The organism is Micromonospora chokoriensis, from assembly GCF_900091505.1.
GTDB lineage: Bacteria > Actinomycetota > Actinomycetes > Mycobacteriales > Micromonosporaceae > Micromonospora > Micromonospora chokoriensis.
In genome coordinates this window covers 1,776,222-1,801,376 of sequence record NZ_LT607409.1, presented here as the reverse complement: position 1 = coordinate 1,801,376, position 25,155 = coordinate 1,776,222, and the positions used below count along the sequence as shown (strand labels likewise).

At 72.9% G+C, this 25,155-nt stretch carries 23 protein-coding genes and 1 riboswitch; of the genes, 12 read left to right on the top strand and 11 right to left on the bottom strand.

Features of this window, described 5'->3' with window-relative positions; genetic code table 11:
• Nucleotides 1–12: 12 nt before the first annotated feature.
• Complete coding sequence (pstB, locus tag GA0070612_RS08450) at nucleotides 13–789, top strand: phosphate ABC transporter ATP-binding protein PstB (RefSeq protein ID WP_088987405.1); 777 nt, start codon at nucleotides 13–15, stop codon at nucleotides 787–789.
• A 120-nt stretch (nucleotides 790–909) separates the two neighbouring features.
• On the opposite strand, the gene GA0070612_RS08445 is transcribed toward pstB, so the two are convergent.
• Nucleotides 910–1,743, bottom strand: coding sequence for an NUDIX hydrolase (locus tag GA0070612_RS08445; RefSeq protein WP_088987404.1), 834 nt, complete (start codon nucleotides 1,741–1,743; stop codon nucleotides 910–912).
• Between the two features lie 261 nt (nucleotides 1,744–2,004).
• Here GA0070612_RS08445 and GA0070612_RS08440 point away from each other — a divergent pair, with 261 nt between their 5' ends.
• On the top strand, nucleotides 2,005–2,973 hold the full coding sequence (locus GA0070612_RS08440) for a Gfo/Idh/MocA family protein (RefSeq protein WP_088987403.1): 969 nt from the start codon (nucleotides 2,005–2,007) through the stop codon (nucleotides 2,971–2,973).
• Between the two features lie 50 nt (nucleotides 2,974–3,023).
• Here GA0070612_RS08440 and GA0070612_RS08435 read toward each other — a convergent pair whose 3' ends face one another.
• The 3 genes from GA0070612_RS08435 to GA0070612_RS08425 all read right to left on the bottom strand — a co-directional run bounded on the left by GA0070612_RS08435 (nucleotide 3,024) and on the right by GA0070612_RS08425 (nucleotide 5,732).
• Nucleotides 3,024–4,031: an inorganic phosphate transporter gene (locus GA0070612_RS08435; protein ID WP_088987402.1), complete on the bottom strand. Its 1,008-nt coding sequence runs from the start codon at nucleotides 4,029–4,031 to the stop codon at nucleotides 3,024–3,026.
• A gap of 4 nt (nucleotides 4,032–4,035) precedes the next feature.
• Nucleotides 4,036–4,662 (bottom strand): DUF47 domain-containing protein, encoded by a 627-nt coding sequence (locus GA0070612_RS08430; protein WP_074314917.1) that lies wholly within the window; start codon nucleotides 4,660–4,662, stop codon nucleotides 4,036–4,038.
• A 128-nt stretch (nucleotides 4,663–4,790) separates the two neighbouring features.
• Nucleotides 4,791–5,732 (bottom strand): PPK2 family polyphosphate kinase, encoded by a 942-nt coding sequence (locus GA0070612_RS08425; RefSeq protein WP_088987401.1) that lies wholly within the window; start codon nucleotides 5,730–5,732, stop codon nucleotides 4,791–4,793.
• Between the two features lie 143 nt (nucleotides 5,733–5,875).
• Here GA0070612_RS08425 and sigJ point away from each other — a divergent pair, with 143 nt between their 5' ends.
• Entirely contained in the window at nucleotides 5,876–6,841 is a 966-nt protein-coding gene (gene sigJ, locus GA0070612_RS08420) for an RNA polymerase sigma factor SigJ (RefSeq protein WP_088987400.1), read from the top strand.
• Between the two features lie 21 nt (nucleotides 6,842–6,862).
• Here the strand turns inward: sigJ and GA0070612_RS08415 are convergent, their stop codons facing one another.
• Nucleotides 6,863–7,369: a DUF402 domain-containing protein gene (locus GA0070612_RS08415; RefSeq protein WP_088987399.1), complete on the bottom strand. Its 507-nt coding sequence runs from the start codon at nucleotides 7,367–7,369 to the stop codon at nucleotides 6,863–6,865.
• A gap of 103 nt (nucleotides 7,370–7,472) precedes the next feature.
• On the opposite strand from GA0070612_RS08415, the gene GA0070612_RS08410 reads away from it, so the two are divergent.
• Entirely contained in the window at nucleotides 7,473–9,677 is a 2,205-nt protein-coding gene (locus GA0070612_RS08410) for an ATP-dependent DNA helicase (RefSeq protein ID WP_197699337.1), read from the top strand.
• Between the two features lie 55 nt (nucleotides 9,678–9,732).
• Here the strand turns inward: GA0070612_RS08410 and GA0070612_RS08405 are convergent, their stop codons facing one another.
• Complete coding sequence (locus GA0070612_RS08405) at nucleotides 9,733–11,031, bottom strand: AI-2E family transporter (RefSeq protein ID WP_231924510.1); 1,299 nt, start codon at nucleotides 11,029–11,031, stop codon at nucleotides 9,733–9,735.
• Nucleotides 11,032–11,191: 160 nt separating this feature from the next.
• Between GA0070612_RS08405 and GA0070612_RS08400 the strand changes: the two genes are divergently transcribed.
• Nucleotides 11,192–11,530 (top strand): GroES family chaperonin, encoded by a 339-nt coding sequence (locus GA0070612_RS08400; protein ID WP_030327790.1) that lies wholly within the window; start codon nucleotides 11,192–11,194, stop codon nucleotides 11,528–11,530.
• A gap of 81 nt (nucleotides 11,531–11,611) precedes the next feature.
• Nucleotides 11,612–11,779 carry a hypothetical protein gene (locus GA0070612_RS31800; RefSeq protein ID WP_167393609.1) on the top strand — a complete coding sequence of 56 codons (168 nt, stop codon included), beginning with the start codon at nucleotides 11,612–11,614 and terminating at the stop codon, nucleotides 11,777–11,779.
• A 24-nt stretch (nucleotides 11,780–11,803) separates the two neighbouring features.
• On the opposite strand, the gene GA0070612_RS08395 is transcribed toward GA0070612_RS31800, so the two are convergent.
• Nucleotides 11,804–13,282, bottom strand: coding sequence for a PrsW family intramembrane metalloprotease (locus GA0070612_RS08395; RefSeq protein WP_088987397.1), 1,479 nt, complete (start codon nucleotides 13,280–13,282; stop codon nucleotides 11,804–11,806).
• A 23-nt stretch (nucleotides 13,283–13,305) separates the two neighbouring features.
• A riboswitch (SAM riboswitch) is annotated at nucleotides 13,306–13,426 on the top strand.
• Nucleotides 13,427–13,496: 70 nt separating this feature from the next.
• Here GA0070612_RS08395 and GA0070612_RS08390 point away from each other — a divergent pair.
• Complete coding sequence (locus tag GA0070612_RS08390) at nucleotides 13,497–14,777, top strand: aminotransferase class V-fold PLP-dependent enzyme (RefSeq protein WP_088991360.1); 1,281 nt, start codon at nucleotides 13,497–13,499, stop codon at nucleotides 14,775–14,777.
• 4 nt (nucleotides 14,778–14,781) lie between these two features.
• Here GA0070612_RS08390 and GA0070612_RS08385 read toward each other — a convergent pair whose 3' ends face one another.
• On the bottom strand, nucleotides 14,782–15,984 hold the full coding sequence (locus GA0070612_RS08385) for an FUSC family protein (protein ID WP_231924606.1): 1,203 nt from the start codon (nucleotides 15,982–15,984) through the stop codon (nucleotides 14,782–14,784).
• Between the two features lie 139 nt (nucleotides 15,985–16,123).
• On the opposite strand from GA0070612_RS08385, the gene GA0070612_RS08380 reads away from it, so the two are divergent.
• Nucleotides 16,124–16,780: an HD domain-containing protein gene (locus GA0070612_RS08380; RefSeq protein ID WP_231924509.1), complete on the top strand. Its 657-nt coding sequence runs from the start codon at nucleotides 16,124–16,126 to the stop codon at nucleotides 16,778–16,780.
• On the opposite strand, the gene GA0070612_RS08375 is transcribed toward GA0070612_RS08380, so the two are convergent.
• Nucleotides 16,752–17,036: a DUF4031 domain-containing protein gene (locus tag GA0070612_RS08375; protein WP_088987395.1), complete on the bottom strand. Its 285-nt coding sequence runs from the start codon at nucleotides 17,034–17,036 to the stop codon at nucleotides 16,752–16,754. The genes GA0070612_RS08380 and GA0070612_RS08375 overlap by 29 nt on opposite strands.
• Before the next feature lie 68 nt (nucleotides 17,037–17,104).
• Between GA0070612_RS08375 and GA0070612_RS08370 the strand changes: the two genes are divergently transcribed.
• Nucleotides 17,105–18,505 (top strand): FAD-binding oxidoreductase, encoded by a 1,401-nt coding sequence (locus tag GA0070612_RS08370; RefSeq protein ID WP_088987394.1) that lies wholly within the window; start codon nucleotides 17,105–17,107, stop codon nucleotides 18,503–18,505.
• Between the two features lie 10 nt (nucleotides 18,506–18,515).
• On the opposite strand, the gene GA0070612_RS08365 is transcribed toward GA0070612_RS08370, so the two are convergent.
• Together GA0070612_RS08365 and GA0070612_RS08360 are read right to left on the bottom strand one after the other, a co-directional pair.
• On the bottom strand, nucleotides 18,516–19,052 hold the full coding sequence (locus GA0070612_RS08365) for a hypothetical protein (RefSeq protein ID WP_088987393.1): 537 nt from the start codon (nucleotides 19,050–19,052) through the stop codon (nucleotides 18,516–18,518).
• 88 nt (nucleotides 19,053–19,140) lie between these two features.
• Entirely contained in the window at nucleotides 19,141–20,958 is a 1,818-nt protein-coding gene (locus GA0070612_RS08360) for a glycerol-3-phosphate dehydrogenase/oxidase (protein WP_088991358.1), read from the bottom strand.
• Nucleotides 20,959–21,265: 307 nt separating this feature from the next.
• Between GA0070612_RS08360 and GA0070612_RS08355 the strand changes: the two genes are divergently transcribed.
• The 3 genes from GA0070612_RS08355 (at nucleotide 21,266) to GA0070612_RS08345 (ending at nucleotide 25,131) form a co-directional block, all read left to right on the top strand.
• Nucleotides 21,266–23,854: a S8 family serine peptidase gene (locus GA0070612_RS08355; RefSeq protein ID WP_088987392.1), complete on the top strand. Its 2,589-nt coding sequence runs from the start codon at nucleotides 21,266–21,268 to the stop codon at nucleotides 23,852–23,854.
• A gap of 16 nt (nucleotides 23,855–23,870) precedes the next feature.
• Nucleotides 23,871–24,803 (top strand): GNAT family N-acetyltransferase, encoded by a 933-nt coding sequence (locus GA0070612_RS08350; protein WP_088987391.1) that lies wholly within the window; start codon nucleotides 23,871–23,873, stop codon nucleotides 24,801–24,803.
• 79 nt (nucleotides 24,804–24,882) lie between these two features.
• Nucleotides 24,883–25,131 carry a hypothetical protein gene (locus GA0070612_RS08345; RefSeq protein WP_088987390.1) on the top strand — a complete coding sequence of 83 codons (249 nt, stop codon included), beginning with the start codon at nucleotides 24,883–24,885 and terminating at the stop codon, nucleotides 25,129–25,131.
• Nucleotides 25,132–25,155: the final 24 nt, after the last annotated feature.

Genomic DNA, 25,155 nt, shown 5'->3' with positions numbered 1-25,155 from the left:
GGAGGTACCACCATGGCCAAGCGCGTCTCCGCCTCGAACGTCACCGCGTACTACGGCGGCTTCAAGGCGATCGAGAACATCAACCTGACGGTCGAGCCGAAGACGGTCACCGCCCTCATCGGGCCGTCCGGTTGCGGCAAGTCGACGTTCCTGCGGTCCATCAACCGGATGCACGAGGTGCTGCCGGGGGCCCGCGTCGAGGGCAGCCTGACCATCGACGACCAGGACATCTACCACCGCGACGTCGACGTCACGGCGGTCCGGCGCACGATCGGCATGGTCTTCCAGCGGCCGAACCCGTTCCCCACCATGAGCATCTTCGAGAACGTGGTGGCCGGACTGAAGCTCAACGGGGTCCGCAAGAAGTCGATCCTGGACGAGGCCGCCGAGAAGGCGCTGCGCTCGGCGAACCTGTGGGACGAGGTCAAGGACCGCCTCGGCAAGCCCGGGGCGGGTCTCTCCGGCGGTCAGCAGCAGCGACTGTGCATCGCCCGGACCATCGCGGTCGAGCCGCAGGTCGTCCTGATGGACGAGCCGTGCTCGGCGCTGGACCCGATCTCCACGCTGGCGATCGAGGACCTGATGTTCCAGCTCAAGGACAAGTTCACGATCATCATCGTGACGCACAACATGCAGCAGGCCGCGCGGGTCTCGGACCGGACCGCCTTCTTCTCCATCGAGAAGACCGGCGACCCGGGCCGTCTGATCGAGTACGACAACACCCAGAAGATCTTCAGCAACCCGAGCGTGAAGAAGACCGAGGACTACATCACCGGCCGCTTCGGCTGAGCCGACCGCGGCGACACTTGTCCCGTCGATCATGGAGTTGTGGTGCCCGACAAGGGGGCGAGAGAGGGCTTTCGTCCCCACCACAACTCCATGATCGCCCAGGTTGGGGGCGGGGTCGAGTTAGGTCAGCAGGAAGCGGGGGGTGCCGTTCGGGGGGAGGTCCAGGCGGGGGGTGACCGGGGTGGCGGCGTCCCGGTCGGCTGCCGCCCGGGCCACTCCGGCCAGGTCGCCGGCCGCCGCCACCTGGGCCAGCGTGACCAGGGTCGGCGGCAGCATGGTCAACTCACCGGCTCCGGCCCGGGCGAGGGCGTCCGCCGGCCGGATCCACAGGGTGTGGTCGGCCTCGCCGGAGACGTCGCGGGTCCGTTGGCCGGCCGGCAGCAGGGCGACGAAGAAGTACGTGTCGAAGCGGCGCGGCTCGAACTCCGGGGTGATCCACCGGCTCCACGGCAGCAGCAGGTCCGACCGGAGGGTGAGCTGACGGTCGGCGAGCAGCGCGGCGAAGCCCAGCCGGCGCCCCTCCAGGTCCTGGCGGGCCGCCTCCCAGTCGTCGCCACTGACGTCGCCCACCACCGTCGCCGGGTCCGGGCCGGCGAGCAGCACACCCGCCTCCTCGAAGACCTCCCGCGCGGCGGCGCAGACGACCGCCTGGGCCGCGCCCGGGGCCACCCCGAGCCGCCCGGCCCACTCGTCCGGCGTGGGCCCGGCCCAGTCCAGGTGTGTCTCGGAGTCGGAGCGGTCCACCCCGCCGCCGGGGAAGGCGTACATGCCCCCGAAGGTCATGGCGGCGACCCGGCGGATGACGTACACCTCGAAGTCGGCGTCGGTCGGACGCAGCAGCAGCACGGTGGCCGCGACCCGGGGCACCGCCGGGGTGCCACCCTCGGCCTGGAACCGGCGGGCGTGCTCGACCAGGGCGGCCGGGGCGGCGAAGCCGTCACTGTCGATCGTCATGCCGCGAGCCTAGTTCCCCCCGTCGGGCTGCCCCGGCCGGCCGATGCGCCGCTCCGGCAGCCGCACCGGTCCAGACGTCCTTTGCTCTGCAGATGCGGGTGCACCAAGTCCGGCGGTGAGGTGGTGCGTCGGCATAAGCAGAGCAAAGGACGCGCGTGAGGTGGGCGGGGGCGCAACGGCGAGGCGACCGGGGCCCGCACCGCGATGTCCGACAGCTGAGCCGGCGGCGAACCCTTCACCCAGCTCGGTTAGCGTTCCGACATGACTCGTTGGGGCATCCTGGCCACCGGCCACATCGCCAGCCGTTTCGCCGAAGACCTCCGGCTGGTGCCGGACGCCGAGCTGGTCGCGGTTGGTTCCCGTTCGGTGGAGAGCGCGCGGCGTTTCGCCGACACGTACGGCGCGAAGCGCGCGCACGGCTCCTGGGTGGAGCTGGCCGCCGACCCGGAGGTGGACGCGATCTACGTGGCGACCCCGCACTCCGCGCACTACGAGGCGGCGATGACCTGCCTGACCGCCGGGCGGGCGGTGCTGTTGGAGAAGCCGTTCACCCTCGACCTGGCCACCAGCACCGAGTTGGTGGACACCGCCCGCGCCGCCGGGGTCTTCCTGATGGAGGCCATGTGGATGCGGACGAACCCGCTCGTCCTCCGCGCGGTCGAGCTGATCGGGGAGGGCGCGATCGGCACCGTGAGCGGTGTCCGCGCCGACTTCGGGGTGGCCGGGCCGTTCCCGCCGGACCACCGGATGCGCAACCCCGCACTGGGCGGAGGCGCCCTGCTGGACCTGGGCATCTACCCGATCAGTCTGGCCCACCTGCTGCTCGGGGTGCCGCAGCACATCCGGTCCTGGGCGCAGATCGGCCCGGAGGGCACCGACGAGAACACCGGCATGCTGTTCGGCTACGACGCCGGCGCGCTGGCGACGCTGAGCTGCGGCATGGTCGGGGCGACCAACCTGTCCGCCTCGATCACCGGCAGCGCGGGCCGCATCGACCTGCCGGAGCCGTTCTTCCGGCCGGGCTCCCTCACCGTGTACCGGGACGGCGCCGCGCCGGAGACGATCACCGCGGACACGGCGGGCAACGGCTACCAGTACGAGGCAATCGAGGTGCAGCGTTGCCTGGCCGCCGGTCTGACCGAGAGCCCGTTGGTGCCGCACACCACCACCCTGGAGGTGATGGCACTGCTCGACACGGTGCGCGAGCAGATCGGCGTGCGCTACGAGTGAAGCGAGGAGGCCCCCGGCCGGCGCCGGGGGCCTCCTTCTCGACGGAACGGTCAGCCGAAGATCGGCCGGACCAGCAGGTAGGTGACGCAGGCGATCAGCGCGGCGGCCGGGAACGTGATGATCCAGGCGATCACGATGTTGCCGGCGACGTTCCAGCGGACCGCTGACAACCGCTTGGTCGCGCCCACACCCATGATCGCCGAGGTGATCGTGTGGGTGGTGGAGATGGGCGCCTTGAGCACCAGGGCGTTGAAGTAGAGCACCGCGCTGGCCACCGTCTCGGCCGCGAAGCCCTCCGGGGGCCCGAGGTCGATGATCTTCCGGCCCAGCGTGCGGATGATCCGCCAACCACCGGCGTACGTGCCCAGGGCCAGCATCGTCGCCGACGTCCAGAACACCCAGCCCGGGATGTGCGTCTTGCTCTCCTGGAAACCACCGGTGTACAGCGCCAGCACCACGATGCCCATGGTCTTGGCGGCGTCCTGCATGCCGTGACCGACGGACATGGCGGCCGCCGAGGCGGTCTGCGCCCACCGGAAGCCCCGGTTGAGCTTGCCCGGCTGCCCCTTTCGGAACAGCCAGAGGATGGCCAGCATCAGCAGGTAGCCGAGGGTGAGACCGACGATCGGCGACAGCACCATCGGCAGGATGACCTTCTCGCCGATGGTGACCCACTGCACGACGCCTCCGGCGGACAGCAGCGTCGCGCCGACCAGGCCGCCGAAGAGCGCGTGCGAGGACGACGAGGGCAGACCGAAGTACCAGGTGATCAGGTTCCAGGCGATGGCGCCGAGCACACCGGCGAAGACCACCCCCAGGCTGCTCACGCCGGTGGGCAGGGTGACCAGGCCGTCGCCGACGGTCTTGGCCACCCCCGCGCCGAAGTGCGCGCCGATGAAGTTGCCCACCGCGGCGAGCAGCAGGGCGATCCGGGGCGTCAGCGCCCGGGTGGAGACACTTGTCGCGATCGCGTTGGCAGCGTCGTGGAAGCCGTTGGTGTAGTCGAACGCCAGGGCTACCGCGATCACCGCCAGCACGGCGATGAGTTCGGGGGACACCGGCTCAGGACTCCTTGACCGCGATGGTCTCGACGGTGTTGGCCACGTGCTCGAAGGCGTCGCAGGCGGCCTCCAACTCGTCGGCGACCTCCTTCATCTTCAGCACGGTCAGCGCGTCGTACTCACCGGAGAAGAGCCGGACGAGCAACTGCCGGTTGATGCGGTCGCCCTCGTTCTCCAGGCGGTTGCACTCGATCCAGTAGTCCTCGAGATCCTTCATCGACTTCAACCGGGGCATCGCCTCGGCGGTCAACTTGGCCTGCTGGTCGAGCACGTTGACCATCTCGTGCAGTTCGCGGGGCAGCGCCGGCAGCTCGGTCAACCCGTACAGGTAGAGCAGGTCACCGACCGCTTCCAGGTGGTCCATCACGTCGTCCAGCAGCGAGCCGAGCCGGTAGATGTCCTCCCGGTCGAACGGGGTGATGAAGGTCGAGTTGATCTTCTTGTACAGCTCGTGGGTGATCTGGTCGCTGTCGTGCTCGACCTCGGTCAACCGCTCGCTGACCGACTGCACGTCCACGCCGGGCAGGGCCAGCTCGTTGAGCAGTTCGGTGCCCCGGACCAGGTTCTGCGCGGCCCTGGTGAAGAGCTCGTAGAAGGCGCCCTCGGTGGGGCGGAAGGAAAACTTCACAGCACAGACCTCGTCGCGTCGGTGGAAGGGTGGCGGCGCCCGATGAGCGACCGCTCGGTGAATGCTAGGAAACGGCCGAGCCGCGAATTCGTCGGCCCACCCCTGGCCAAGCCTCATTCACCGCTCGTTTACCTACTGTTCATCTCGGCTGTCCCACGCGTACCCGGTCTCCCAGCACGCAGCCGTTCCCGCTCCTCGTCCACGTCGAAATCGGCAGCCGGATACCCCAGGTCGAGAGTGTCGAACGTCTCACGCAGCAGGTGGGCCACCGCCCAGTCCCTGTACCACTTGCGGTCCGCCGGCACCACGAACCAGGGCGCGGCGTCCGTGCCACACCGGCTGAGGGCCTCGGCGTACGCGGCCTGGTAGTCGTCCCAGTGCCCCCGGGAGTCGATGTCGGACGGGTTGTACTTCCAGTGCTTGCGGGGGTCGGTGAGGCGTTCCAGCAGGCGCTTGCCCTGTTCCTCGTACGAGATGTGCAACATGACCTTCACCAGGGTCATTCCGCCCTCGGCGAGCTCCCGTTCGAACGAGTTGATCGCGTCGTAGCGGGCCCGCCAGGTCGCCTCCGGCACCAGCGACCCGACCCGGGCGATCAACACGTCCTCGTAGTGCGACCGGTTGAACATCCCCACGTACCCCGGTGGGGGCAGCTCGCGACGGATCCGCCACAGGAAGTCGTGCCGCAGCTCCTGGCGGGTCGGCGGGCCGAACGAGCGGATGTGCAGGCCCAGCGGGTTCATCGCACCGGCCACCCGCTTGATCGTGCCGTCCTTGCCACCGCAGTCCATCGCCTGGAGCACCAGCAGCACCCGGTGCGCCGGTCGCTCCGACCCGGTCTTGGCCATCGCGAAGAGCATCTCCTGCTGCTGGGCCAGCTCGCCGCCGACCAGCTCCACCTGCTCTCGCGCCCAGGCCTTGCGGTGCTCGCCGCGCCCGGCCGTCTCCGGCAGGCCGGGCGTGGATCGGGGGTCGACGGCGCTGAGGTCCACCGGCGCGGTGACCCGTAGCAACTCCCGCACCGAGCCGCCAGTGGGTGCCACGATCTGCCGTTGCTGGGGTGAGCTCATCCCCGGATCATCGCCCACCCGCAGGCCATCCGCCCGTCAAGGGACCTTCCCCGGACGGCCGCCCGACCGTCCGGGGCAGCCGGTACGTGCGGTTGCCACGAGGATGTACGCCAGGACGGTGCCGACCGGGAGGATGGTGGGTCGTGCGGAACCTGGCGACGGAGTTCGAGGCCGAACGGGGTCGGCTGCTCGCGGTGGCACACCGGATGCTGGGCAGCCGCGCCGAGGCGGAGGACGCGGTGCAGGAGACCTGGCTGCGCTGCGCCGCTGCGCTCGCCGACCCGGGTGCCCGCGCCGAGATCCGTGAACTGTCCGCGTGGCTGACCACCACCTGTGCCCGGATCTGTCTCGACGTGCTCCGCTCGGCCCGGGTGCGCCGGGAGGCGTACCCCGGTCAGTGGCTTCCGGAGCCGGTGGTGAGCCCGTTGGGCGGCGGGCCGTCCTCGGACGGGTACGCACCCGACCCGGCGGACCGGGCGATCCGCACCGAGCAGGTCGGTGCGGCGTTGCTGGTGGTGCTGGAGCGGCTCGCACCGGAGCAGCGGGTCGCTCTCGTGCTGCACGACGTGTTCGCGGTCCCGTTCGCCGGGGTCGCCGAGGTGCTCGGCACCACCGAGGTGTCGGCCCGACAGCTCGCCTCCCGGGCACGCCGGGCGGTCGCCGCGCCGGACGTCCCCCGGCACACCGCCGACCTGGCCGAGCAGCGTCGGGTGCTCGAAGCGTTCGTCGTCGCGACCGAGTCCGGCGAGTTGGACCAACTGCTCCGGGTGCTCGCCCCGGACGTGGTGTTCGTCGGCGACTCCGGCGGGTACTTCCCGGCGGCACGACGGCCGGTGCTCGGCGCGGACGCCGTCGGCCGTCTCACGCTCGGTCTGTTCGGCCGCACCGGTCGGTACGCCCCACGCGTCCGGTCCCGGCCGGTGCTGGTCGACGGCGTACTCGGCCTGCAGATGGAGACGACGCACAGCGACGGCCGGCCCATCCGCCTGGTCACCGCGTTCGCCGTGCACCAGGGGCGGATCACCGCCATCTACAACCAGCTCAATCCGGAGAAGCTCACCGCTCTGGTGGCCTTGGGCGACGACGACACCTGGCCGCCGCGCTGGTGAACCGACCCGCCGTGGGCGGTGTCAGACCACGAGAGCCAACCACTTGCGGTACGCCCCGGCGAACGGCTCGGTGCCGTCGCCGAGAGCCCCGAACAGCCGCTGAGCGGCCGCCTCGGCCTCGGCCACCACGTCGTCCGGGTAGCCGAACCGGGCCCGGTGCTCGGCGAACTCGTCCTCGTCGAGCAACTCCACCAGGCCGGTGGCCCGACGCCGCACCACGTCCAGGTCCAGGTCGATGAGGTTCACGGTGTCGTCGGACTCCCAGCGGGCCGGGGTGGTGATGTCGCAGTAGACCTCGCTGGTGCGCGGTGGGGGGTTGAACATGGCCGTCCACCAGGCGCGACGGGGCACCAGCAACACGAACGGGATCTTCTCTACCGAGGGCCGGCCGTGGTAGACCGACTCGGTGCCCTCGGGCACGCCGAGCCAGACGCCGAGATCGTCCTCGGTGAGCCGGCGGGCCGGGTAGTCGCGGTGGGCGCTGCCGTCGTACTTGCGGTAGATCACTCGGACCATGTCGCTCGGCATGATTCGCACCCTAACCGATACTGCCCACGCGTCGTAGCGCGGCGGTAACCGGACGGCACGGACCGGCGTCCATCGCCCCGGCCGGCCTCGCGCCACGCGACGGATGGGCGCGGCCGGTGTCGGCGGCGACGGGTACCGTCGCACGGTGACTCCGCCCCGCACCGCCACCGGTTCCGCCACCCCGTCGGCCCGTGCCAAGGGCCGGCGGCGGGGTGCCCAACCCAGCGGCACGGAGCTGCTGGCGGCGGCGGTCGGCGCGGTGCCCGGCGGCGCGGAACGTCCCGGCCAGCTGCAGATGACCACGGCCATCGAGGAGTGCGTGGCCGGCGGTGAGCACCTTCTCGTGCAGGCCGGCACCGGCACCGGCAAGTCGCTGGCCTACCTGGCGCCGGCGCTGACCGTGGACGGCCCGGTGGTGGTCTCCACCGCCACCCTGGCGTTGCAGTCCCAGCTCGTCGACCACGACCTGCCCCGACTGGCCGACGCGGTCGAGCCGGTGCTCGGTCGTCGGCCCACCTTCGCGGTGCTCAAGGGCCGCCACCACTACCTGTGCCTCGCCCGACTCGACAACTCCACCGAGGAGGAGCCGGAGGACACCCTCTTCGACGCCCCCGCCGCTCGCCCGGGCGGGGGGACGAAGTGGCTCGGTGAGGCGGGCCGGCTGGGCAAGCAGATCGAGCGGCTACGCGACTGGGCCGAGAAGACCGCCACCGGCGACCGCGACGAGTTGGACCCGGGCGTGGACGACCAGGCCTGGCGGCTGGTGTCGATGCCCGCCCGGGAGTGCGTCGGTGCGAGCCGTTGCCCGTTCGGGCAGGAGTGCTTCGCCGAGGCGTCCCGGGCCCGTGCCCGCGAGGCGGACATCGTGGTGACCAACCACAGCCTGCTCGCTGTCGACATGCTCGCCGACCGGCACATCGTCCCGCCGCACAAGCTGCTCATCGTCGACGAGGCGCACGAGCTGGCCGACCGGGTCTCCTCCGCGGCCCAGGCGGAGCTGGTGCCGGAGCTGATCGACCGCACCACCCGCCGGGCCCGCACACTGCTGCGACCGGAGACCGCCGAAGCGCTCACCGCGGCCGGTGACGCCCTCGCGGTGGGGTTGGCCGAGGCACCGGCCGGGCGCCTCACCGCCGGGCTGCCCACACCCCTGCGGGAGGCGTGCACGCTGCTCGACGCGGCGACCCGCTCCGCCCTGGACGCCATCGGCGACATCAAGGCCGACGACCCCGACCCGGTCCGCAAACAGCAGGCCAAGGCCGCGCTGGACGAACTCTCCACCACCGCGCAGCGGCTGCTGGAGGAGGGCGACCACGACGTGGCCTGGGTCGAGAAGAACGACAGCGGCAGTCGCCGGGCCCTGGTGGTCGCGCCGCTCTCGGTGGCCGGCACCCTCGCCACCCACCTGTACGACGAGCGCACCGTCGTCGCCACCTCGGCGACCCTGGCGCTGGGCGGGCGCTTCGACACGGTGGCCCGCGCCCTCGGGCTGGACGCTCCCCCGCCCGCGCCGCCGTCCCCCGCGTCGGCCGCGCTGGCTGCCCGCACCGGCCCGGGTCGTCCGGTCGCCGAGACACCGGGCCGTCGACTGGCCGGAGACGTGACCCCCGGTGCCGTCGTACCGGCCACCGAGGGCCCCGGGTGGCGGTCACTCGACGTCGGCTCGCCGTTCGACTACGCCCGGCAGGGCATCCTGTACGTCGCCGCGCACCTGCCCCGCCCCAGCGTCTCCGGGCTGCCCGAGGCTGCCGGAGAGGAGTTGCTCGGGCTGGTCGGAGCACTCGGTGGTCGTACCCTCGGGCTCTTCTCCTCCCGGCGGGCCGCGCAGCAGGCCGCGGAGCTGTTGCGCGCGCGGACCGACCTGCCGGTGCTGTTGCAGGGCGAGGAGGCCCTGCCGTTGCTGGTCCGCCGGTTCCGCGAGGAGCGGGCCAGTTGCCTGTTCGGTGTGATGTCGCTGTGGCAGGGCGTGGACGTGCCGGGTGACGCGTGTCAGCTCGTCGTCATCGACCGGCTGCCCTTCCCGCGCCCGGACGAGCCGCTGGCGGCGGCCCGCGCGGCTGCCGTGGACGCGGGCGGCGGCTCGGGTTTCGCCGCGGTCAGCGTGCCGATCGCGGCGGTGCGGCTGGCTCAGGGTGTGGGCCGGCTGATCCGCGCGACCGGCGACAAGGGCGTGGTCGCGGTGCTCGACTCCCGGTTGGAGACGGCTCGTGGTTACGGGCCGTTCCTGCGGCGGTCGCTGCCGCCTTTCTGGTACACGACCCGCCCCGAGGTGGCTCGCGGCGCCCTGGAACGCCTCGCCAAGTCCTGACCCACATGCACTGAGGAGCGCCCCGCCCGGCGGCCCGCATGGGGCGGGCGCGGTCCTACGGGGCCTGGGCGGCGACGACCACGGCGTCGGGTGGGGTGTCCGGGACCCTTCGGGCGGCGAGCCGACGGACGGCGGTGTTCAGCACCGCGATGAGCGGCACAGAGACCAGCGCGCCGGTGATGCCGGCGAGGACGACGCCTGCGGCGATACCGATGATGACCGCGAGCGGGTGGAGGGCGACCGCCCGGCCCATGATCAGCGGCTGGAGCACGTGCCCCTCGATCTGCTGCACACCGATCACCGCGCCCAGGATGATCAGGGCGGTGACCGGGCCGCTGTCGACGAGCGCGACGAGCACGGCGACGCCGCCGGAGAGCGCCGCACCGACGATCGGGATGAACGCGCCGAGGAAGACCAGCGCGGCCAGCGGGAAGGCGAACGGGATGTCGAAGATGACCAGGAAGATGCCGATGCCGACCGCGTCGATGAAGGCGACCAGGACGGTCGCTCGGACGTAGGCGACAAGCGTCTGCCAGGAGGCCCGACCCGCGTCGTCGACCTTCCACCGGGCGGCCACCGGCAGCAGACGGACCAGGAAACGCCAGATCCGGGTGCCGTCGCGCAGGAAGAAGAACGTCGCGAAGAGCACGAGCAGCGTGCCGGTCAGCACCTCCGCCAGCGTCGCCGCGGTGCTCAGCGCCCCGCTGGTGAACTTCGAGGTGTTGTTGTTGATCCAGCCCTGCGCCTCGTCGATGTAACGGTCCAGCTGGGTGTCGGAGAGGTGCAGCGGGCCCGTCTTCAGCCAGTTCTGGATCTGCCGGACACCCTCCGAGGACTTCGCGCTCAACTCCGGCACGCCCCGGATGAACTCGTTGACCACGAGCGTCAGCGTGCCGATGACCGCGACCAGGCCGCCGACCAGCACCACCGCCGTCGCCAGCGAGCGGGGGAACCGGGCCCGCAGCAGCCAGCCCACCGCCGGCGCGAGCAGCGCGGAGAGCAGCAGCGCGATGGCCAACGGGATGATCACGATCTTGATCGTGCCGACGATCCGGAGCAGGGCCCAGGCCACCACACCGATCACGATCAGCCGCCAGCACCACGCGGCGGCGATCCGCAGCCCGTGCGGGACGTCGGCGTCGTCCCGGCTGGAGGTCGAACTGTGCAGGTCCACAGGAGGTTCGGCCCCGTAGACCGACGCACTCGGCGGCGCGGTCGGCCCCGGTACGGCCGGAGACGCCACCCGGGCGCCCGTCGACACGTCGTCCAGCGTGCCCTCGTCGGCACGGGCCGACTGCTGTCGCGACTGGTAGGCGCGGCGAAGCCGCCCGCGTACCCGCTCGAAGCGGCTCAAGCGCACCTCCTGGCAGAAGAGACCGGTCCACCCACGGCGGCAGGTCGGACAGCATACGTCCGTTGCCGACACCGTAGGGCAGTTCCGCCACACAGTGCCCCCGCCACCACCGGCGTAACCACCGGCGGCGCGCCGTCGGCCACACGGTAGCGTCTGCGGCGTGACCGCCGACAACGATCTCGACGCCGGCCTGCCGATCCGCCTGCTGCACGACCGGGTGCTGGTGCGCATGGAGGGCAGCGAGGGCGAACGCCGCTCCACCGCCGGCATCGTCATCCCGGCGACCGCCGCGGTCGGCAAACGCCTCGCCTGGGCCACCGCCGTGGGCGTCGGCCCGAACGTGCGGGCCATCGTCTCCGGCGACCGGGTGCTCTTCGACCCGGACGACCGTTCCGAGGTCGAGCTGCACGGCCGCGGGTACGTGTTGCTGCGCGAACGCGACGTGCACGCCGTGGCCGCCGAGCGGATCGAGAACGATTCCACCGGCCTCTACCTCTGACCCACCCTCCCCCTGCCGCGCACCGTTTGCCCGGCTGCACGACGGGAAGCCATCCGGCGACCGTGGCCCTGGGGAGGGACGATGCCGGTATTCGTGAAGAAGCTGTTGACCTGGGGCTTCGTCGCGTTCCTGATCTACTTCGTGGCCTTCCGGCCGGACGGCGCCGCGCAGATGTTCCGGGCGATCGGGGCCGCGTTGATCGCGATGTTCCAGGGCTTCGGCGACTTCCTCACCTCGCTGATGACCTGAGCCGGCGGTCGGCGGCACGCGCCGTCAGTGGTGACCCGGGGGCCAGGGCGCGGGCGGGCGCAGGCCGGGCCAGCCGGGTGGGGCGTACCCGACCGGGGGCGGCGCGGGTGCCAACACCACCGGAATCGGCACCACCGGCTCGTCCGGCGCGTCCACCGGACGCTGGTGGCCGTCCGGGAAGCGCAGGTGGTAGCGGCTGCCGTCCCAGAGCCCCGCCGGGGCCTGCGGATCCCGACCGACGAAGACCGACCGGTACGCGCTGATCGCGTCCAGCAGCTCCCGCTCCTCCCGTGCGGTCCGTTCCTGGTCGGCGGCCTTCCGGTCCAGACCCCGCAGGGTGCCGTCGCGCAGCAGGGCCAGCCGGGTGGCGGCGGACTGGTAACCACGCATCGCCCGGACCCCGGCGTCACCGGCCACCCGGCGCGCCCAACTGCGGGCCGCGTGCCGTCGCCCCAGACTGCTCAGCGCGGCCACCTCGGGCGGGCTCAGCCAGCCGGCGCGTACGTAGTCCGGCAGGACGCGCTCGGTGAGCCGCCCCTCCCAGGCGCGCAGCCACACCGCCAGCCCCACGGTGCCGAAGAAGACGGGCACCATCAGGCCCAGGAAGCCGTACAGCATGATCACGGCCTCGCCGGTGGCCTGGGTGAGCGTGGGCAGCAGGTTCCACGTGCCGTGCAACATCATCGCCAGCAGCAGGCCGGCGATCGGGGCGAGCACCCGGACCCGCCGGTCCGCCGTCCGCGCGGCGATGCCCAGGCCGAAACCCGTCATCGAGGTGAAGAGCGGATGGGCGAACCCGAACAGCAGGATCCGGAGGATGAAGATCGCGATGACCTGCTGGATGCCGGTGGCGGGGCCATACCTGTCGACACCGGACGCGTAACCCAACCCGCCCAAATAGAGGATGTTCTCCACCATGGCGAAACCGACCGCCGACAGCCCGCAGTAGACCAGGCCGTCGGTGATCCCGGACCACTCGCGCCGGCGGAACACCAGCAGCAGGATCGGGCCGAGCGCCTTCGTCGACTCCTCGATGAACGGCGCCACCAGCACCCCGGTGAGCGCGGCCGGCAGACCCCAGTCGGCGAAGCGGCCGGCGGCGAAGTCGTTCACCGTCAGCGAGGCGGCGGTGGAGACGAACGCGCCCCAGGCGAAGCAGAAGATCAGATATTTCAGCGGCTCGGGTTCGTACCGGTCCAGCCAGAGGAAACAGGCGACCAGCACCGGCACCGGCAGGATGGCGGCGGCGACCCCGATGAGCAGGGCCTGCGCGCCGAGCGACTGGCCGAGCGTGAAGACCATGAACACCGCGCAGGCGGCGATGAGCAGCACCACCCCGGCCAGCGCCAGGAACCGCCGCCAGCCCAGTCGGCGCCGCGGCATCGGGGGCGCGTCGACGACGGGCGGGGCCGTGGATGCGGGCGGCGACGGCAGGGGTGAACCGGGCGGGGTGTCGGCCATGCGGTCAGCGTAGCCATCCGCCGCCGGCTGGTCCGGTCGCATCGGTAGCCGCTATGCTGCCGGCAGGTCACGAGTGCCAGCGCGAAGCCCCGGCTTGCTGGCCGGCAACCCTCGTCGAGTTCGCGGTGGGGTGCCCCGGGTGATGACCGGGCCCAGCCCGATCGGTGTGCTGGGCAAGCGCGGACCCCGTCCCGACAGTGCACCCGGGGTCCCTGACCCCGGAGGTTCCGGCGTGCCCGTCACTCTTCTCCCCTCGCTGCCCACCCGCGTCGACGCCGCGCCCGAGCCGGCCGCAACCGAGCCAGCCGCGCCCGAGCCGGCCTCGTCGGGGCCGCTCGACGTCCTCGGCGTACCGGGCGAGATCAACCTGGACTACGCCGCCAGCGCGCCGTGCGCGCGGGCCGCCGCCGACGCGGTGGCCGAGCTGCTGCCCTGGTACGCGAGCGTCCACCGGGGGGCGGGAGCGTTGTCCCGACGCTGCACCCTCGCGTACGAGCAGGCCCGGCAGACGGTCGGTGACGCCTTCGGCGCCCGAGTCGACGATCACGTGTTCTTCACCCGCAACACGACCGACGCGCTGAACCTGCTGGCACGGGCCCTGCCGGCCGGCACGACGGTGGTCACCTTCGCCGGTGAGCACCACGCCAACCTGCTGCCCTGGCCGCGCGGCTCGGTGCGGCTGCCGGTGCCCACCGACCCGGACGCCGCGGTACGTGACCTCGCCGCCGCCCTCACCGAACTACGCCGGGGCAGTAACCCGGCGCTGCCGGTGCTGGTCGCGGTGACCGGTGCGAGCAACGTGACCGGGGAGCTGTGGCCGGTCACCGAGCTGGCCCGGGTGGCGCACCGGCACGGTGCCCGCATCGTGCTGGACGCCGCTCAGCTCGCCCCGCACGCCCCGGTCGACCTGCTCGCGCTGGACGTCGACTACCTGGCGGTGTCCGGCCACAAGCTGTACGCGCCGTTCGGTGCGGGTGTGCTGATCGGCCGGGCGGACTGGCTGGACGCCGCACCGCCGTACCTGGCCGGCGGCGGTGCCACCAGCCACGTCGGACCGGCGACCCACGACGTGAACTGGGCGACCGGGCCGGCACGGCACGAGGGCGGCACCCCGAACCTGCTCGGCGCGGTGGCGCTGGCGGCCGTGTGCACGGCGCTCGACGACGCCGACCGGGCCGCGCTGGCCGCTCACGAGCAGGCGCTGCTGACCCGACTGCGGACCGGCATCGCCGCTCTGCCGCACGTCGTGGAGTTGCGCACCTTCGGCCCGGACGCGCCCCGCGTCGGGATCGTCTCGTTCGTGGTCGTCGGCTGGGATTCCAGTGCGGTGGCCGCGCGGTTGGCCGCCGAGCACCACATCGGCGTACGCGACGGGTTGTTCTGCGCCCACCCGCTGGCGCGACGTCTGCTCAGCGAGGCGGCGGGGCGTACCGGCCGACGGGACCTGCCGTCCACGGCACTGCGGGCCAGCATCGGCCTGGGCACCACGGAGGCGCAGGTGGACAAGCTGCTCGCCGCGCTGGCCGACCTGGGGTGAGGGCTCAGCCGACGGGTGGGGCGGTGGGCGGTTTCGGCGTCTCGTCGGGCCTGGCCGGCTCGGCGACCGGCCGTTCCTGCTCCCCGAAGGCGGTGCGGATCCAGCGGTTCGCCTCCTCCTGCTCGATCCCGGAGGCCACCAGCAGGTCACTCGCTGTGGTGCGGATCTGGGCGACCACCACGCTGCCGGAGAAGCCGACCCCGGCGCCGTACGCCCGACCGGCCTCGCTGACCGCCCGCAGGGACCGCTCCCGGGCCTTCTCCGGTTCGTCCCCGGCCGCGAACTCGTGTTTGAGCAGCCGGACCGACTCGGCGAGGTGACCGACCGCGTCCGGCATCGAGTCGGGCACCGGTTCCTCGTCCTCGACGAGGGTGACCGACCGGCGGATCAGGGTGCCGCTGTTGCGCATCGCCCGGTCGATCGGGTCGGCCGCCTCCGCGTAGTGGATCAGCTCGCTGCGGCGGTGCCAGCGGGCCGGGGAGAGGGTGGCCGTCTCCTTCGCGCCCTCGATCGCCTCGCCCAACGTGGCCAGTTCCTCCTTGTTGTCGCGCAGCCTCTCCAAGGCGCCCTGGATGGTGGCCCGGTCCCGGCTGCGGAGACCGTCCGCCGTGACGTCGAGCTGGGTGGCGAGCAGGTCGAGCGCCGGCCGGGCGGCCCGGTTGATCACCCGCAGCGGGTTCAGCGGTAGCAGCAGTGCCGTGACCAGCAGGGCGACCCCGCCACCGAGGAACGCGTCGACGAATCGGGGGATCTCCAGGTCCTGGGTGGAGGGGCTCAGCGTCACGATCAGCACCGCCGTGGCCGCCGCCTGGATGACGATGGCCACGCTCGCCCCGGCGAAGATGGTGAGGAGGATCGCGACAGTGACCACCAGACCGAGCTGCCAGGCTCCGGTGCCGAGCAGATAGATCAAGAGGTCGCCGACGGCCACCCCCACCCCCACCCCGACGATCAACTCGACGGTCCGGCGGAACCGCTGGCCCACCGACGCCGCCAGGGTGCCGACCGCGGAGATCGGCGCGAAGACCGGTTGCGGGTTGCCCAGCACCTTGTGCGAGATCACGTACGCGATTCCGGCAGCCAGCCCGGCCTGCACGGCCAGCCCGCCCGCCATCCGCACCCGGTGCAGGCGGTCGTGCAGGGTGGCTCGGCTCCGGTGGCGCAGCTGCTCGGTCGCCTCGGCGATCCGGGCACCGTCGATGTCCACCAGCCCGTCACGCAGCGCGGTACGTCGCACCACCGGCGGTCGCTTGTCCCGGGCCACGGCCATGGGCGCGACTACCCGTGGTGCGCCCGCTGAATCCTCCCTTCGCGCGCGTCGCGGACGGATGCGGCAGACTCGGGCGGTGATTGATCTGCTGGATCGGTGGCGGACAGCGGTCCGGGGTGCTGGCGCGTCCCCGGACGCGTCGTCGGGCGGTGCGGGGGAGCAGTTGCTCGGTCGGTGGCGGGAGCCGCACCGGCACTATCACACTCCGGCTCACCTGACGGCGGTGCTCGACGTGGTGGACGAGCACGCCGACCTCGCCGGCCAGGTCGACCTGGTGCGGTTGGCGGCCTGGTTCCACGACGCCGTCTACGACCCGCGAGCCCCCGGGTACGCCAACGAGCACGACAGCGCCGCGTTGGCCGACGAGGTGCTCACCGGGCTCGGGGTGCCGGCGTCCTCCGTCTCCGAGGTGCGCCGGCTGGTGCTGCTCACCGCCGGGCACGCTGTGGCGCCGGGCGACCGGGACGGCGCGCTGCTCTGCGACGCGGACCTCGCCGTGCTGGCCACGCCCGCGGCCGGGTATCAGCGCTACGCGGCGGCGATCCGACGGGAGTACGCCCACGTGCCGGAGCCCGCCTTCCGGGCCGGGCGGGCGGCGGTGTTGACCGGTCTGCTGGCGCTGCCCGCGCTGTTCCGCCTGCCGCCGCTGGCCGGTCGGTGGGAGGAGCCCGCCCGGGACAACCTGCGCCGCGAGCTGGCCGCGCTCAGCGGGGAGTCGGAGGACGAGGGCTGACCAGGTGCTTCGGGCGACGCAGCCCGGCCGTGCGGAGCAGCCGGACCAGTTCCCGGCTCGGCACCACCTGGGCGCCGAGCCACACCGCCGCCGCGAACCGGTCGGCCGGAATGTCGTAGTGGTCCCGGTCGAAGCCGCGCGGGGGCGCGCCGAGCGTCTCGGCGAAGGCGTGCAGCTCGGCGTACGAGACGTCGCTGATCAGGTGCGACCAGAGTCGACCGCGCCACGGCCAGGCAGGCCGGTCCAGGTAGAGCATGGTGCCCAAGCTATCCCGCGTAGTCGATCATGTTGATGATCGGCGGCCGGCGACCTAGCCTCGGCTGCATGGCCCCCACCGATCTCCTCGACGACCTGCGCGACGCGCTCGGCGACGACGCCGTGCTCACCGACCCGGACCTGCTGCGGATGCACCAGCGGGACGAGGCCGACCTGTGCGCCGCCGGCACCCCGCTCGTGGTGACCCGCCCGCGCAGCACCGAACAGGTGGTCGCCGTGGTGCGGGCGGCGGCGCGGCACGGCGTACCGGTGGTGCCGCAGGGCGCGCGGACCGGGCTGGCCGGCGCGGCCAACGCGGTGGACGGCGCGGTGGTGATCAGCACCGTCGTGATGGACGAGATCCGGGAGATCGACCCGGTGAGCCGCATCGCCGTGGTCCAACCGGGGGTGGTCAACGCGGCGCTCGCCGGGGCGGTCGCCAAGCAGGGGCTCTGGTACCCGCCGGACCCCGGTTCCTGGGAGTCGTCGACGATCGGCGGCAACGTGGCCACCAACGCCGGTGGCATGTGCTGCGTGAAGTACGGCGTGACCACCGAGTACGTCCTCGGCCTGGAGGTGGTGCTCGCCTCCGGTGAGGTGCTGCGCACCGGTCGGCGTACGGCCAAGGGGGTGGCCGGTTACGACCTGACCCGGCTCTTCGTCGGCTCGGAGGGCACCCTCGGCGTGATCACCGAGGTGACAGTGGCGCTGCGACCCGCGCCGGCCGACTCGCTGACCCTGGTCGCGGTCTTCCCGTCCACCGCGGCGGCCGGCGCCGCGGTGGCCGAGATCGCGGCTCGTGGCCTCACCCCGAGCCTGTTGGAGCTGCTCGACCAGACCCACCTGCGGGCGATCGAGGCGTACCAGCCGATGGGGTTGCGCACCGACGCGCAGGCGCTGCTGCTGGCCGCGGCGGACACCGGCCCCCGGGCCGCCGACGACCTGGCCGGCCTGGCCGCCGTGTGTGAGGCGGCCGGCGCCGACGAGGTCTACGCGGCCACCGACTCGGTGGAGGCGGCGGCGCTTCTGCAGGCCCGTCGGCTGGCGCACCCGGCGATGGAGAAGTTCGCCGCCGACGCGTACCCGGGCGGCAACGGCGGTCTGGTGATCGACGACGTGGCGGTGCCGCGCGGCTCGCTCGCGGCGCTGTTGGACGGGGTGGCCCGGATCGCGGCGGAGTGCGAGGTGCCGATCGGCGTGGTGGGGCATGCCGGGGACGGCAACATGCACCCGAACATCGTGGTCGACCGGGCCGACCCGGCGAGCGTGGAGCGGGGCCGGCGGGCGTTCGACGAGATCATGCGGCTCGGCCTCGACCTGGGCGGCACGTGCACCGGCGAGCACGGGGTGGGGCTGCTCAAGCGGGACTGGCTGGCCCGGGAGATCGGGCCGGTCGGTGTCCGGGTGCACCAGGCGATCAAGTCGGCGCTGGACCCGGCCGGTCTGCTCAACCCGGGCAAGGTGCTCTGACCGGCTGGGGTCAGCCCTTGACCTCGGCCGGGGTCGCCTGGGTGAGCAGCAGCAGGATCTCGCCGGCGACAGCTGTGCGCTCCTCACCCGGGCAGTCCTGCGAGGTGATCAGCCCGGCCGAGGTGATGAGGCTGGACGTCAGCGCGTCGATGCAGGTGGTCCGGTAGCGCCGGGCCTGGTCGGTCTCGTCGGCCAGCGCCGGGTTGGCGAGCAGCACCTGGAGCCGCTCGGTCAACTCCGGGGCGAGGGTGCCCCGGGAGGTCACCCCGTCGCCGGCGCAGTCGAGGCACTGCCACGCGCCGTTGCGCTCGACGCTCAGGGTGCGCAGTGGACCGTCCTCGCCGAGCCGTTGGATCAGGCTGACCTGACCTGCGGCGACGGTGGTGGGTATCTCCAGTTGTGACCCACCTCCCGCCGCGGCTGCGGTCGGTTGCGCGACGGTTTTACCCGGCTCGTCGCCGGCGAACAGCGAGCACCCGGTCAGGGCACCGGCGAGCGCGACGGCGAGGAGGGGTGAGAGCAGACGTGGGTGCGCGCGGGGTAGCACGCGCGGAAACCTACCCCACCGTAGGTAGCGTTCGAAACCACCATCCGGGTCGGTATCGATGGTTACCCATCGGTAACGTCGCAATTCGTCATCGAGCGGACGATCGCAGCTCCGCCTGGTCGTCGTCGCCACCCCGGTCGGCCGCGTAACCCCGAACGTCCGGAGCACCGAGCCGGGCCGCGTCCGCCGCCGCGTCGTCCGGCATCAACTGAGACTGCCGCTCCGCCTCCACCCGGACGCGGTAGTGCTCCACCTCGCGGGCCCGGGTCGCCGCGTCCCAGCCGAGCACCGCGCCCATCAGCTCGGCGGCGTGCTCCGCCGACTCCAACCCCCGGTGACTGGTCTCGAACGAGATCCGCGTCCGTCGGGTCAGCACGTCCTCCAGGTGCAGCGCGCCCTCGGCCCGCGCCGCGTACGCGACCTCGGCCGCCAGGTACTCCGGGGCGCCCGCCAGCGGAGACGCGAGCAGCGGATCGGCGTCGACAAGCGCCAGCAGGTCCCGGGTGAGGCTGCCGTACCGCTCCAGCAGGTGCTCCACCACACCCACCGGCACGCCGTGCCGGCGAGCCAGGTCGGCCCGGTCCCGCCACATCGCCGGGTACCCGTCGGCGCCCAGCAGCGGCAGGTCGGCGGTACGCGACGGGCGGGTCCCGCCGAGCCTGCGGGCCGCACGGTCGACCACGTCGGACGCCATCACCCGGTACGTCGTGTACTTGCCACCGGCGACCAGCAGCAACCCGAGCATCGGCTCGAAGACCGCGTGCTCGCGGGAGAGCTTCGAGGTCGAGTCGGCCTCGCCGGCCAGCAGCGGCCGCAGCCCCGCGTAGACGCCCTCGATGTCGGCGGTGGTCAACGGACGGTCCAGCACCGTGTTGACCTGGTCGAGGAGGTAGTCGATGTCGCTCGCGGAGGCCGCCGGGTGGGACCGGTCCAACCGCCAGTCGGTGTCCGTGGTGCCGATGATCCAGTGCCCGCCCCACGGGATGACGAAGAGCACCGACTTCGCCGTACGCAGGATGAGCCCGGTCTCACCGGTGATCGCCGACCGGGGCACCACCAGGTGCACACCCTTGGACGCACGCACCCGGATGCCGGGCCGCAGGCCCACGTCGTTGAGCATCCGGGACATGTCGTCGCTCCACACACCCGTGGCGGCGATGACGGTGCGGGCGTGCACCTCGAACTCCGCGTCCGGTGAGCCCGCCGGCGCCTCCAGGTCGCGTACGCGGACACCTGTCACCTCACGCGCCTGCCGGATCAGCCCGACGGCACGGGCGCTGCTCACCACTGTCGCGCCGAGGCTGGCGGCGGTGCGGGCCAGGGTGACCACCAGGCGGGCGTCGTCGACCTGCCCGTCGTAGTAGCGGATCGCCCCGGCCAGCGCGTCGGCCCGCAGACTCGGGAAGATCCGACGGGCGCTCTCCCGGGTCAGGTGCCGGTGCAGTGGCATCCCCCGGCCGCCGCCGAAGAGCCCCGCGAAGGCGTCGTAGGTGGCCACGCCCGCGCCGTAGTACGAGCGGCGGAAGATCCGGGCCGGCAGGTCGCGTAGGCCCCGCCCGGCCGGCAACGGCACCAGGAACGGCACCGGACGCACCAGGTGCGGCGCGAGTCGGGTGGCGAGCAGGCCGCGCTCGGTGAGTGCCTCGTGCACCAGGTGGAACTCCAACTGCTCCAGGTAGCGCAGGCCACCGTGGATGAGCTTGCTGGACCGGCTGGAGGTGCCGGAGGCGAGGTCGCGCGCCTCGACGAGGGCCACCTTGAGGCCCCGGGACGCCGCGTCCAGGGCCGCGCCGGCACCGGTCACCCCGCCCCCGATGACCAGCACGTCGAAGCGCTCGGCGCGCAGTCGACGCAGGTCGGACGCACGGCGGACCGGCGACAGCTGGCCGGCGACGGATCGGGAGATGTTGGGGTCACGCACCCGTCCACGGTAACCCTGCGCCAGCCTGTCGACATTCGTCGCCCGACCTGAAGCGCGCCCGGCCGCTCCGACGCCTCCGGCCGCCCCGCCCCGCCCCGCCCCGCCCCGCCCCGCCCCGAGCAGAGCCTGCCATTGATCAAAACCGTCCGACTTCCTGGCAGGCCGCCCGACCGGAGATCTTGGACAGTTTCCGTCATCGGCTGACGGAAACTGTCCAAGATCTGCACGGCTCTGATACCCCGCGACCCGGCGGTCGGGTCGAAACCCTTCGTCGTGGTCGTAAGGTTCTCGGATGCACGGTGAGCCTTCGCACCCCGGACTCAACCACCGCGGCTTTCCCTGGTCGGCGGTGGCGGCCGTGTTCGTCGGCTGCTGGACCGTCGCCGTCACCGTGGCCGTCCAGTCCGGCGGCTGGGTCACCGACCAGGTGATGCTCGGCTTCGGACGGGATCGGGTCGGCTGGCTCTGGCCGGTGCTCGGCCTGGCCGCTGTCGTGCTGGTGGGCACTCCCACCCTGCTGCTGGCCGTCGTGCCCCGGTCGACAACGGTCCGCGCCACCGGGCGGGTCTGGTTCGTCGGGGCCGTCGCACTGGGGGCGCTCACCGCGCTGCGGGTCGTGCCGCCGGTGCACCACGAGGCGTACCTCGCCGCGCTGGCCGCCGTGGCCACGCTCACCGCGCTCGTCGTCCGCCGGTCGACCAGCGAGCAGGCGTACCAGGGACCGGCCGAAGCGGTCAGCGGCACGGCACCCACCGACAACAGCGAGGCCACACGGGCCGAGGCCGACGACGCCGCGCAGACCCAAGCCCACGACGCCGCGCGGGCCGGGGCCGACGACGCCGCGCGGACCGGGACCGAGGTCCGGGCAGAGTCGGCCGGGCGTGCACGCCGACCCGGGCCGGTGCCGCTGCTCGCGGTCGCGGCCGGCCTGGCGACGCTGTTGCCGTGGGCCTGGCTGGGCGCGCTCGGCGGGCTCCTGGAGACGTTGCTCGCGCTGCTGGCGTCCGCCGCGCTCGGATTGTTGGCCGCGACCCTGCTGGACGCCACGTTCTGGACCCGGTTCGCGGTCGGCCGGCCACCCCGGCCGGTCCGGCTGGTGCTGGTCGGAGGCCTGGTCGCCGGGGTGGCGCTGCTGCTGCTCGCGGCCGGCACCGGCCATTCCGGCGCCCAGTTGCCCGCGCTGTGGACCCTGCCGCCGACGGGTTTCGCACTGGCCGCCCTGTGGGCGGCGGCCTGGCGGCCCACCGTCGAGCCGGCCGACGCCGCGCGCGCCGGCCGGACGGCGACCGGTTGGCTCGTGGGCCTGACCGCGCTCGGCCCGCTCGCCTTCACCGACCCGGAGGAGATCAGCCTGCTGCTGGTCGGCACCCGGGACGTTCCGTTCTGGGTGGCGGCCGCCGCCGGCGCCGGGCTCGCCGTCGCCGTCCTGGTCGCCATCGGGTACGCGGTGCTGCTCGCCCGGCCGTCGGCGCGTACCCCGAACCGTCGGGTCGCCGCGGTGGCCGCCGTGGTCATGGTGGTGGCGTTCGGCGTGGTCGACCTCGGCCCCGGCCAGCCCGGCCTCCACGGCGAGCGGCTGCTGGTGGTGCTGCGCGCGCAGGCGGACCTGACCGGTCTGCCGACCGGCGCCGCGGGTCGGGCCGGTCGGGACGCCCGGGCGACGGAGGTCTACCGGCGGCTGGTGACGACCGCCGAGCAGAGCCAGGCCGACCTGGTCCGGGAGTTGGACCGACTGCGACTCGACCCGGTGTCGTACTACCTCGTGAACGCCGTCGAGGTGGACGGCGGCCCGGCGGTGCGCGCGTGGCTCGCCCGCCGACCGGAGGTGGACCGGGTGCTGATCAGCCAACGCCTCCGTCCGCTGCCGGCCCCGGCCGGGCCGAGCCGGGGCACCGCGCCCAGGCCCACCGGTCCGGAGTGGAACATCAGCCAGATCGGTGCCGACAAGGTCTGGTCCCAGCTCGGGGTGACCGGATCGGGCATCGTGGTCGGTAGTTCGGACTCGGGGGTGGACGGCACCCATCCGGCGCTGCGGGCGCAGTTCCGCGGTGGCGACGACTCCTGGTACGACCCGTGGGACGGCACCCGCAACCCCACTGACCAGGGCGGGCACGGCACCCACACGGTCGGCAGCGCGGTCGGGCGGGACGGCATCGGGGTGGCCCCGGACGCGCAGTGGGTGGGCTGCGTCAACCTGGACCGCAACCTCGGCAGCCCCGGGCACTACCTGGACTGCCTCCAGTTCATGCTGGCCCCGTTCCCGACCGGTGGCGACCCGTTCACGGACGGCCGCCCGGAGCGCGCGCCGCAGGTGCTGACCAATTCGTGGGGCTGCCCACCCATCGAGGGGTGCGACCGGCGCGTGCTGCGCCCGGCCACCGCGGCACTGGACGCCGCCGGGATCTTCGTGGTCGCCGCGGCCGGCAACACCGGCCCGTGGTGCGCGTCGATCGACGACCCGCCGGCCCCGTTCCCCGACGTGCTGACCGTGGGCGCGGTCGACTCGCAGGGACGGGTCGCCGAGTTCTCCTCGCGGGGGCCGGTCCCGGGCGCGGGTAAGCCGGACGTGCTGGCGCCGGGTGTGGGCGTGGTGTCGGCCATGCCGGGTGGCACGTACGCGGCGCTGGACGGCACCTCGATGGCGACCCCGCAGGTGGCGGGGGTGGTCGCCCTGATGTGGTCGGCGAACCCGGCGCTGGTCGGCGACGTGACCCGGACCCGGCAGATCCTGCGGGACACCGCCACGGCGGCCACCCCCACCTACCGCTCCCGCAACCCGTCCGACGACTGCGGCACCCCGTCGAACGTCACCGGCGTCGGTCAGGTCGACGCGTACGCAGCGGTCCGCGCCGCCGCAGGGGTGCGACCCGGTACCCGGTGATCTAGGGTCGGCGACCATGGACGCCGAGATCACCGTCACCGAGCTGAGCGCCGATCTGATCCCCGCCGTGGTACGGCTCTGCGAGCAGGCTCTGGACCTGCCCGAGGACGCCGCCGAGGCGGCCCCCGTCGTGGACGTGCTCTGGCCTCGGGCCGCCCGCGACCGGCGGGTGGTGGTGCTGGGCGCGTACCGGGGCGCGGACCTGGTCGGGGCGTTGATCTGCTCGGAGTCGTCGACCGATCCGGGCGTCGGGCACGTCGACCTGGCCGCGGTCCTCCCGCAGCAGCGCCGCCAGGGTGTCGGCCGTTCGCTGCTGCGCCGGGCCGAGCAGGTGCTCGCCGAGCACGGGATGACCGAGGTGCTGCTGGCCGGGAACCCGCCGTACTACGCGTGGCCGGGCATCGACGTCCGCTACACGCCGGCGGTGTGTGCCGCCCTCGCGCTGGGCTACCAGCAGGACCGGACCGCCTGGAACATGACCGCCGACCTGTCGTACGACGGGTCGCCGGCACTGCGGTCCACCGAGGCGGCCGAGCGTCGGCTGGCCGACCAGGGCGTGACCGTACGCCGGGCGGAGCCGAGGGACCTGCCGGCGCTCACCGCGTTCGCCCGGTCCACCTTCGGCGGCACGTGGGACGGCGAGTTGACCGGGTCGGTGGGTCGTGCCGGCGCCGGCTGCCACCTGGCGGAACGCGATGGCGAGGTGCTCGGCTTCGCCGCGTACGGGTCGTCGCGGCCGAGCTGGTTCGGGCCGATGGGCACCGCGCCGGCCGCCGAGGGCTCGGGCATCGGTGGGGTGCTGCTGCGGCGTTGCCTCCGGGATCAGCAGGCAGCCGGGCTGGATCGGGCGCAGATCGGCTGGGTGGGCCCGGTGCCGTTCTACTCGGGCAGCGCGGGCGCCTGGATCGAGCGGGTCTTCTTCCTGTACCGACGGACGTTGACGGAATAAACACGTCAAAGGGGACATGGATCCATTCGCCCGCGTCGGGCCATCGACGCCCCCTACCGTTTCGGTAGAGGAGGCAGCCATGACCACGGATGACGACCAGACCGAGGACGGCCCGCCGATCACCTGGAAACCGGTCGGCGAGCTCCCCGGCCAACTGCCGTTCGACCGGCTCGACTACGGCGATGCCGAGCAACTCGCCGAGATGACCACCGACGGGGAGCCGCCGGTGGTCGAGGAGCCGCGCGAGATGGTGGACGCTCCGATCCAACTGCTTCCGCCGTACGACCGGACGCGGAAACAGCGCAACCAGCGCCCACTACCGACCTGACGACGAACGGGGCGGACCGCGTCA

Excerpts from the sequence above, each read along its gene's own strand:
- pstB (WP_088987405.1), top strand. The coding sequence starts at position 13 with ATGGCCAAGCGCGTCTCCGCCTCGAACGTCACCGCGTACTACGGCGGC.
- GA0070612_RS08445 (WP_088987404.1), bottom strand. The coding sequence starts at position 1,743 with ATGACGATCGACAGTGACGGCTTCGCCGCCCCGGCCGCCCTGGTCGAG.
- GA0070612_RS08440 (WP_088987403.1), top strand. The coding sequence starts at position 2,005 with ATGACTCGTTGGGGCATCCTGGCCACCGGCCACATCGCCAGCCGTTTC.
- GA0070612_RS08425 (WP_088987401.1), bottom strand. The coding sequence starts at position 5,732 with ATGAGCTCACCCCAGCAACGGCAGATCGTGGCACCCACTGGCGGCTCG.
- GA0070612_RS08415 (WP_088987399.1), bottom strand. The coding sequence starts at position 7,369 with ATGCCGAGCGACATGGTCCGAGTGATCTACCGCAAGTACGACGGCAGC.
- GA0070612_RS08410 (WP_197699337.1), top strand. The coding sequence starts at position 7,473 with ATGGGCGCGGCCGGTGTCGGCGGCGACGGGTACCGTCGCACGGTGACT.
- GA0070612_RS31800 (WP_167393609.1), top strand. The coding sequence starts at position 11,612 with ATGCCGGTATTCGTGAAGAAGCTGTTGACCTGGGGCTTCGTCGCGTTC.
- GA0070612_RS08395 (WP_088987397.1), bottom strand. The coding sequence starts at position 13,282 with ATGCGACCGGACCAGCCGGCGGCGGATGGCTACGCTGACCGCATGGCC.
- GA0070612_RS08375 (WP_088987395.1), bottom strand. The coding sequence starts at position 17,036 with ATGCTCTACCTGGACCGGCCTGCCTGGCCGTGGCGCGGTCGACTCTGG.
- GA0070612_RS08370 (WP_088987394.1), top strand. The coding sequence starts at position 17,105 with ATGGCCCCCACCGATCTCCTCGACGACCTGCGCGACGCGCTCGGCGAC.
- GA0070612_RS08355 (WP_088987392.1), top strand. The coding sequence starts at position 21,266 with ATGCACGGTGAGCCTTCGCACCCCGGACTCAACCACCGCGGCTTTCCC.
- GA0070612_RS08350 (WP_088987391.1), top strand. The coding sequence starts at position 23,871 with ATGGACGCCGAGATCACCGTCACCGAGCTGAGCGCCGATCTGATCCCC.
- GA0070612_RS08345 (WP_088987390.1), top strand. The coding sequence starts at position 24,883 with ATGACCACGGATGACGACCAGACCGAGGACGGCCCGCCGATCACCTGG.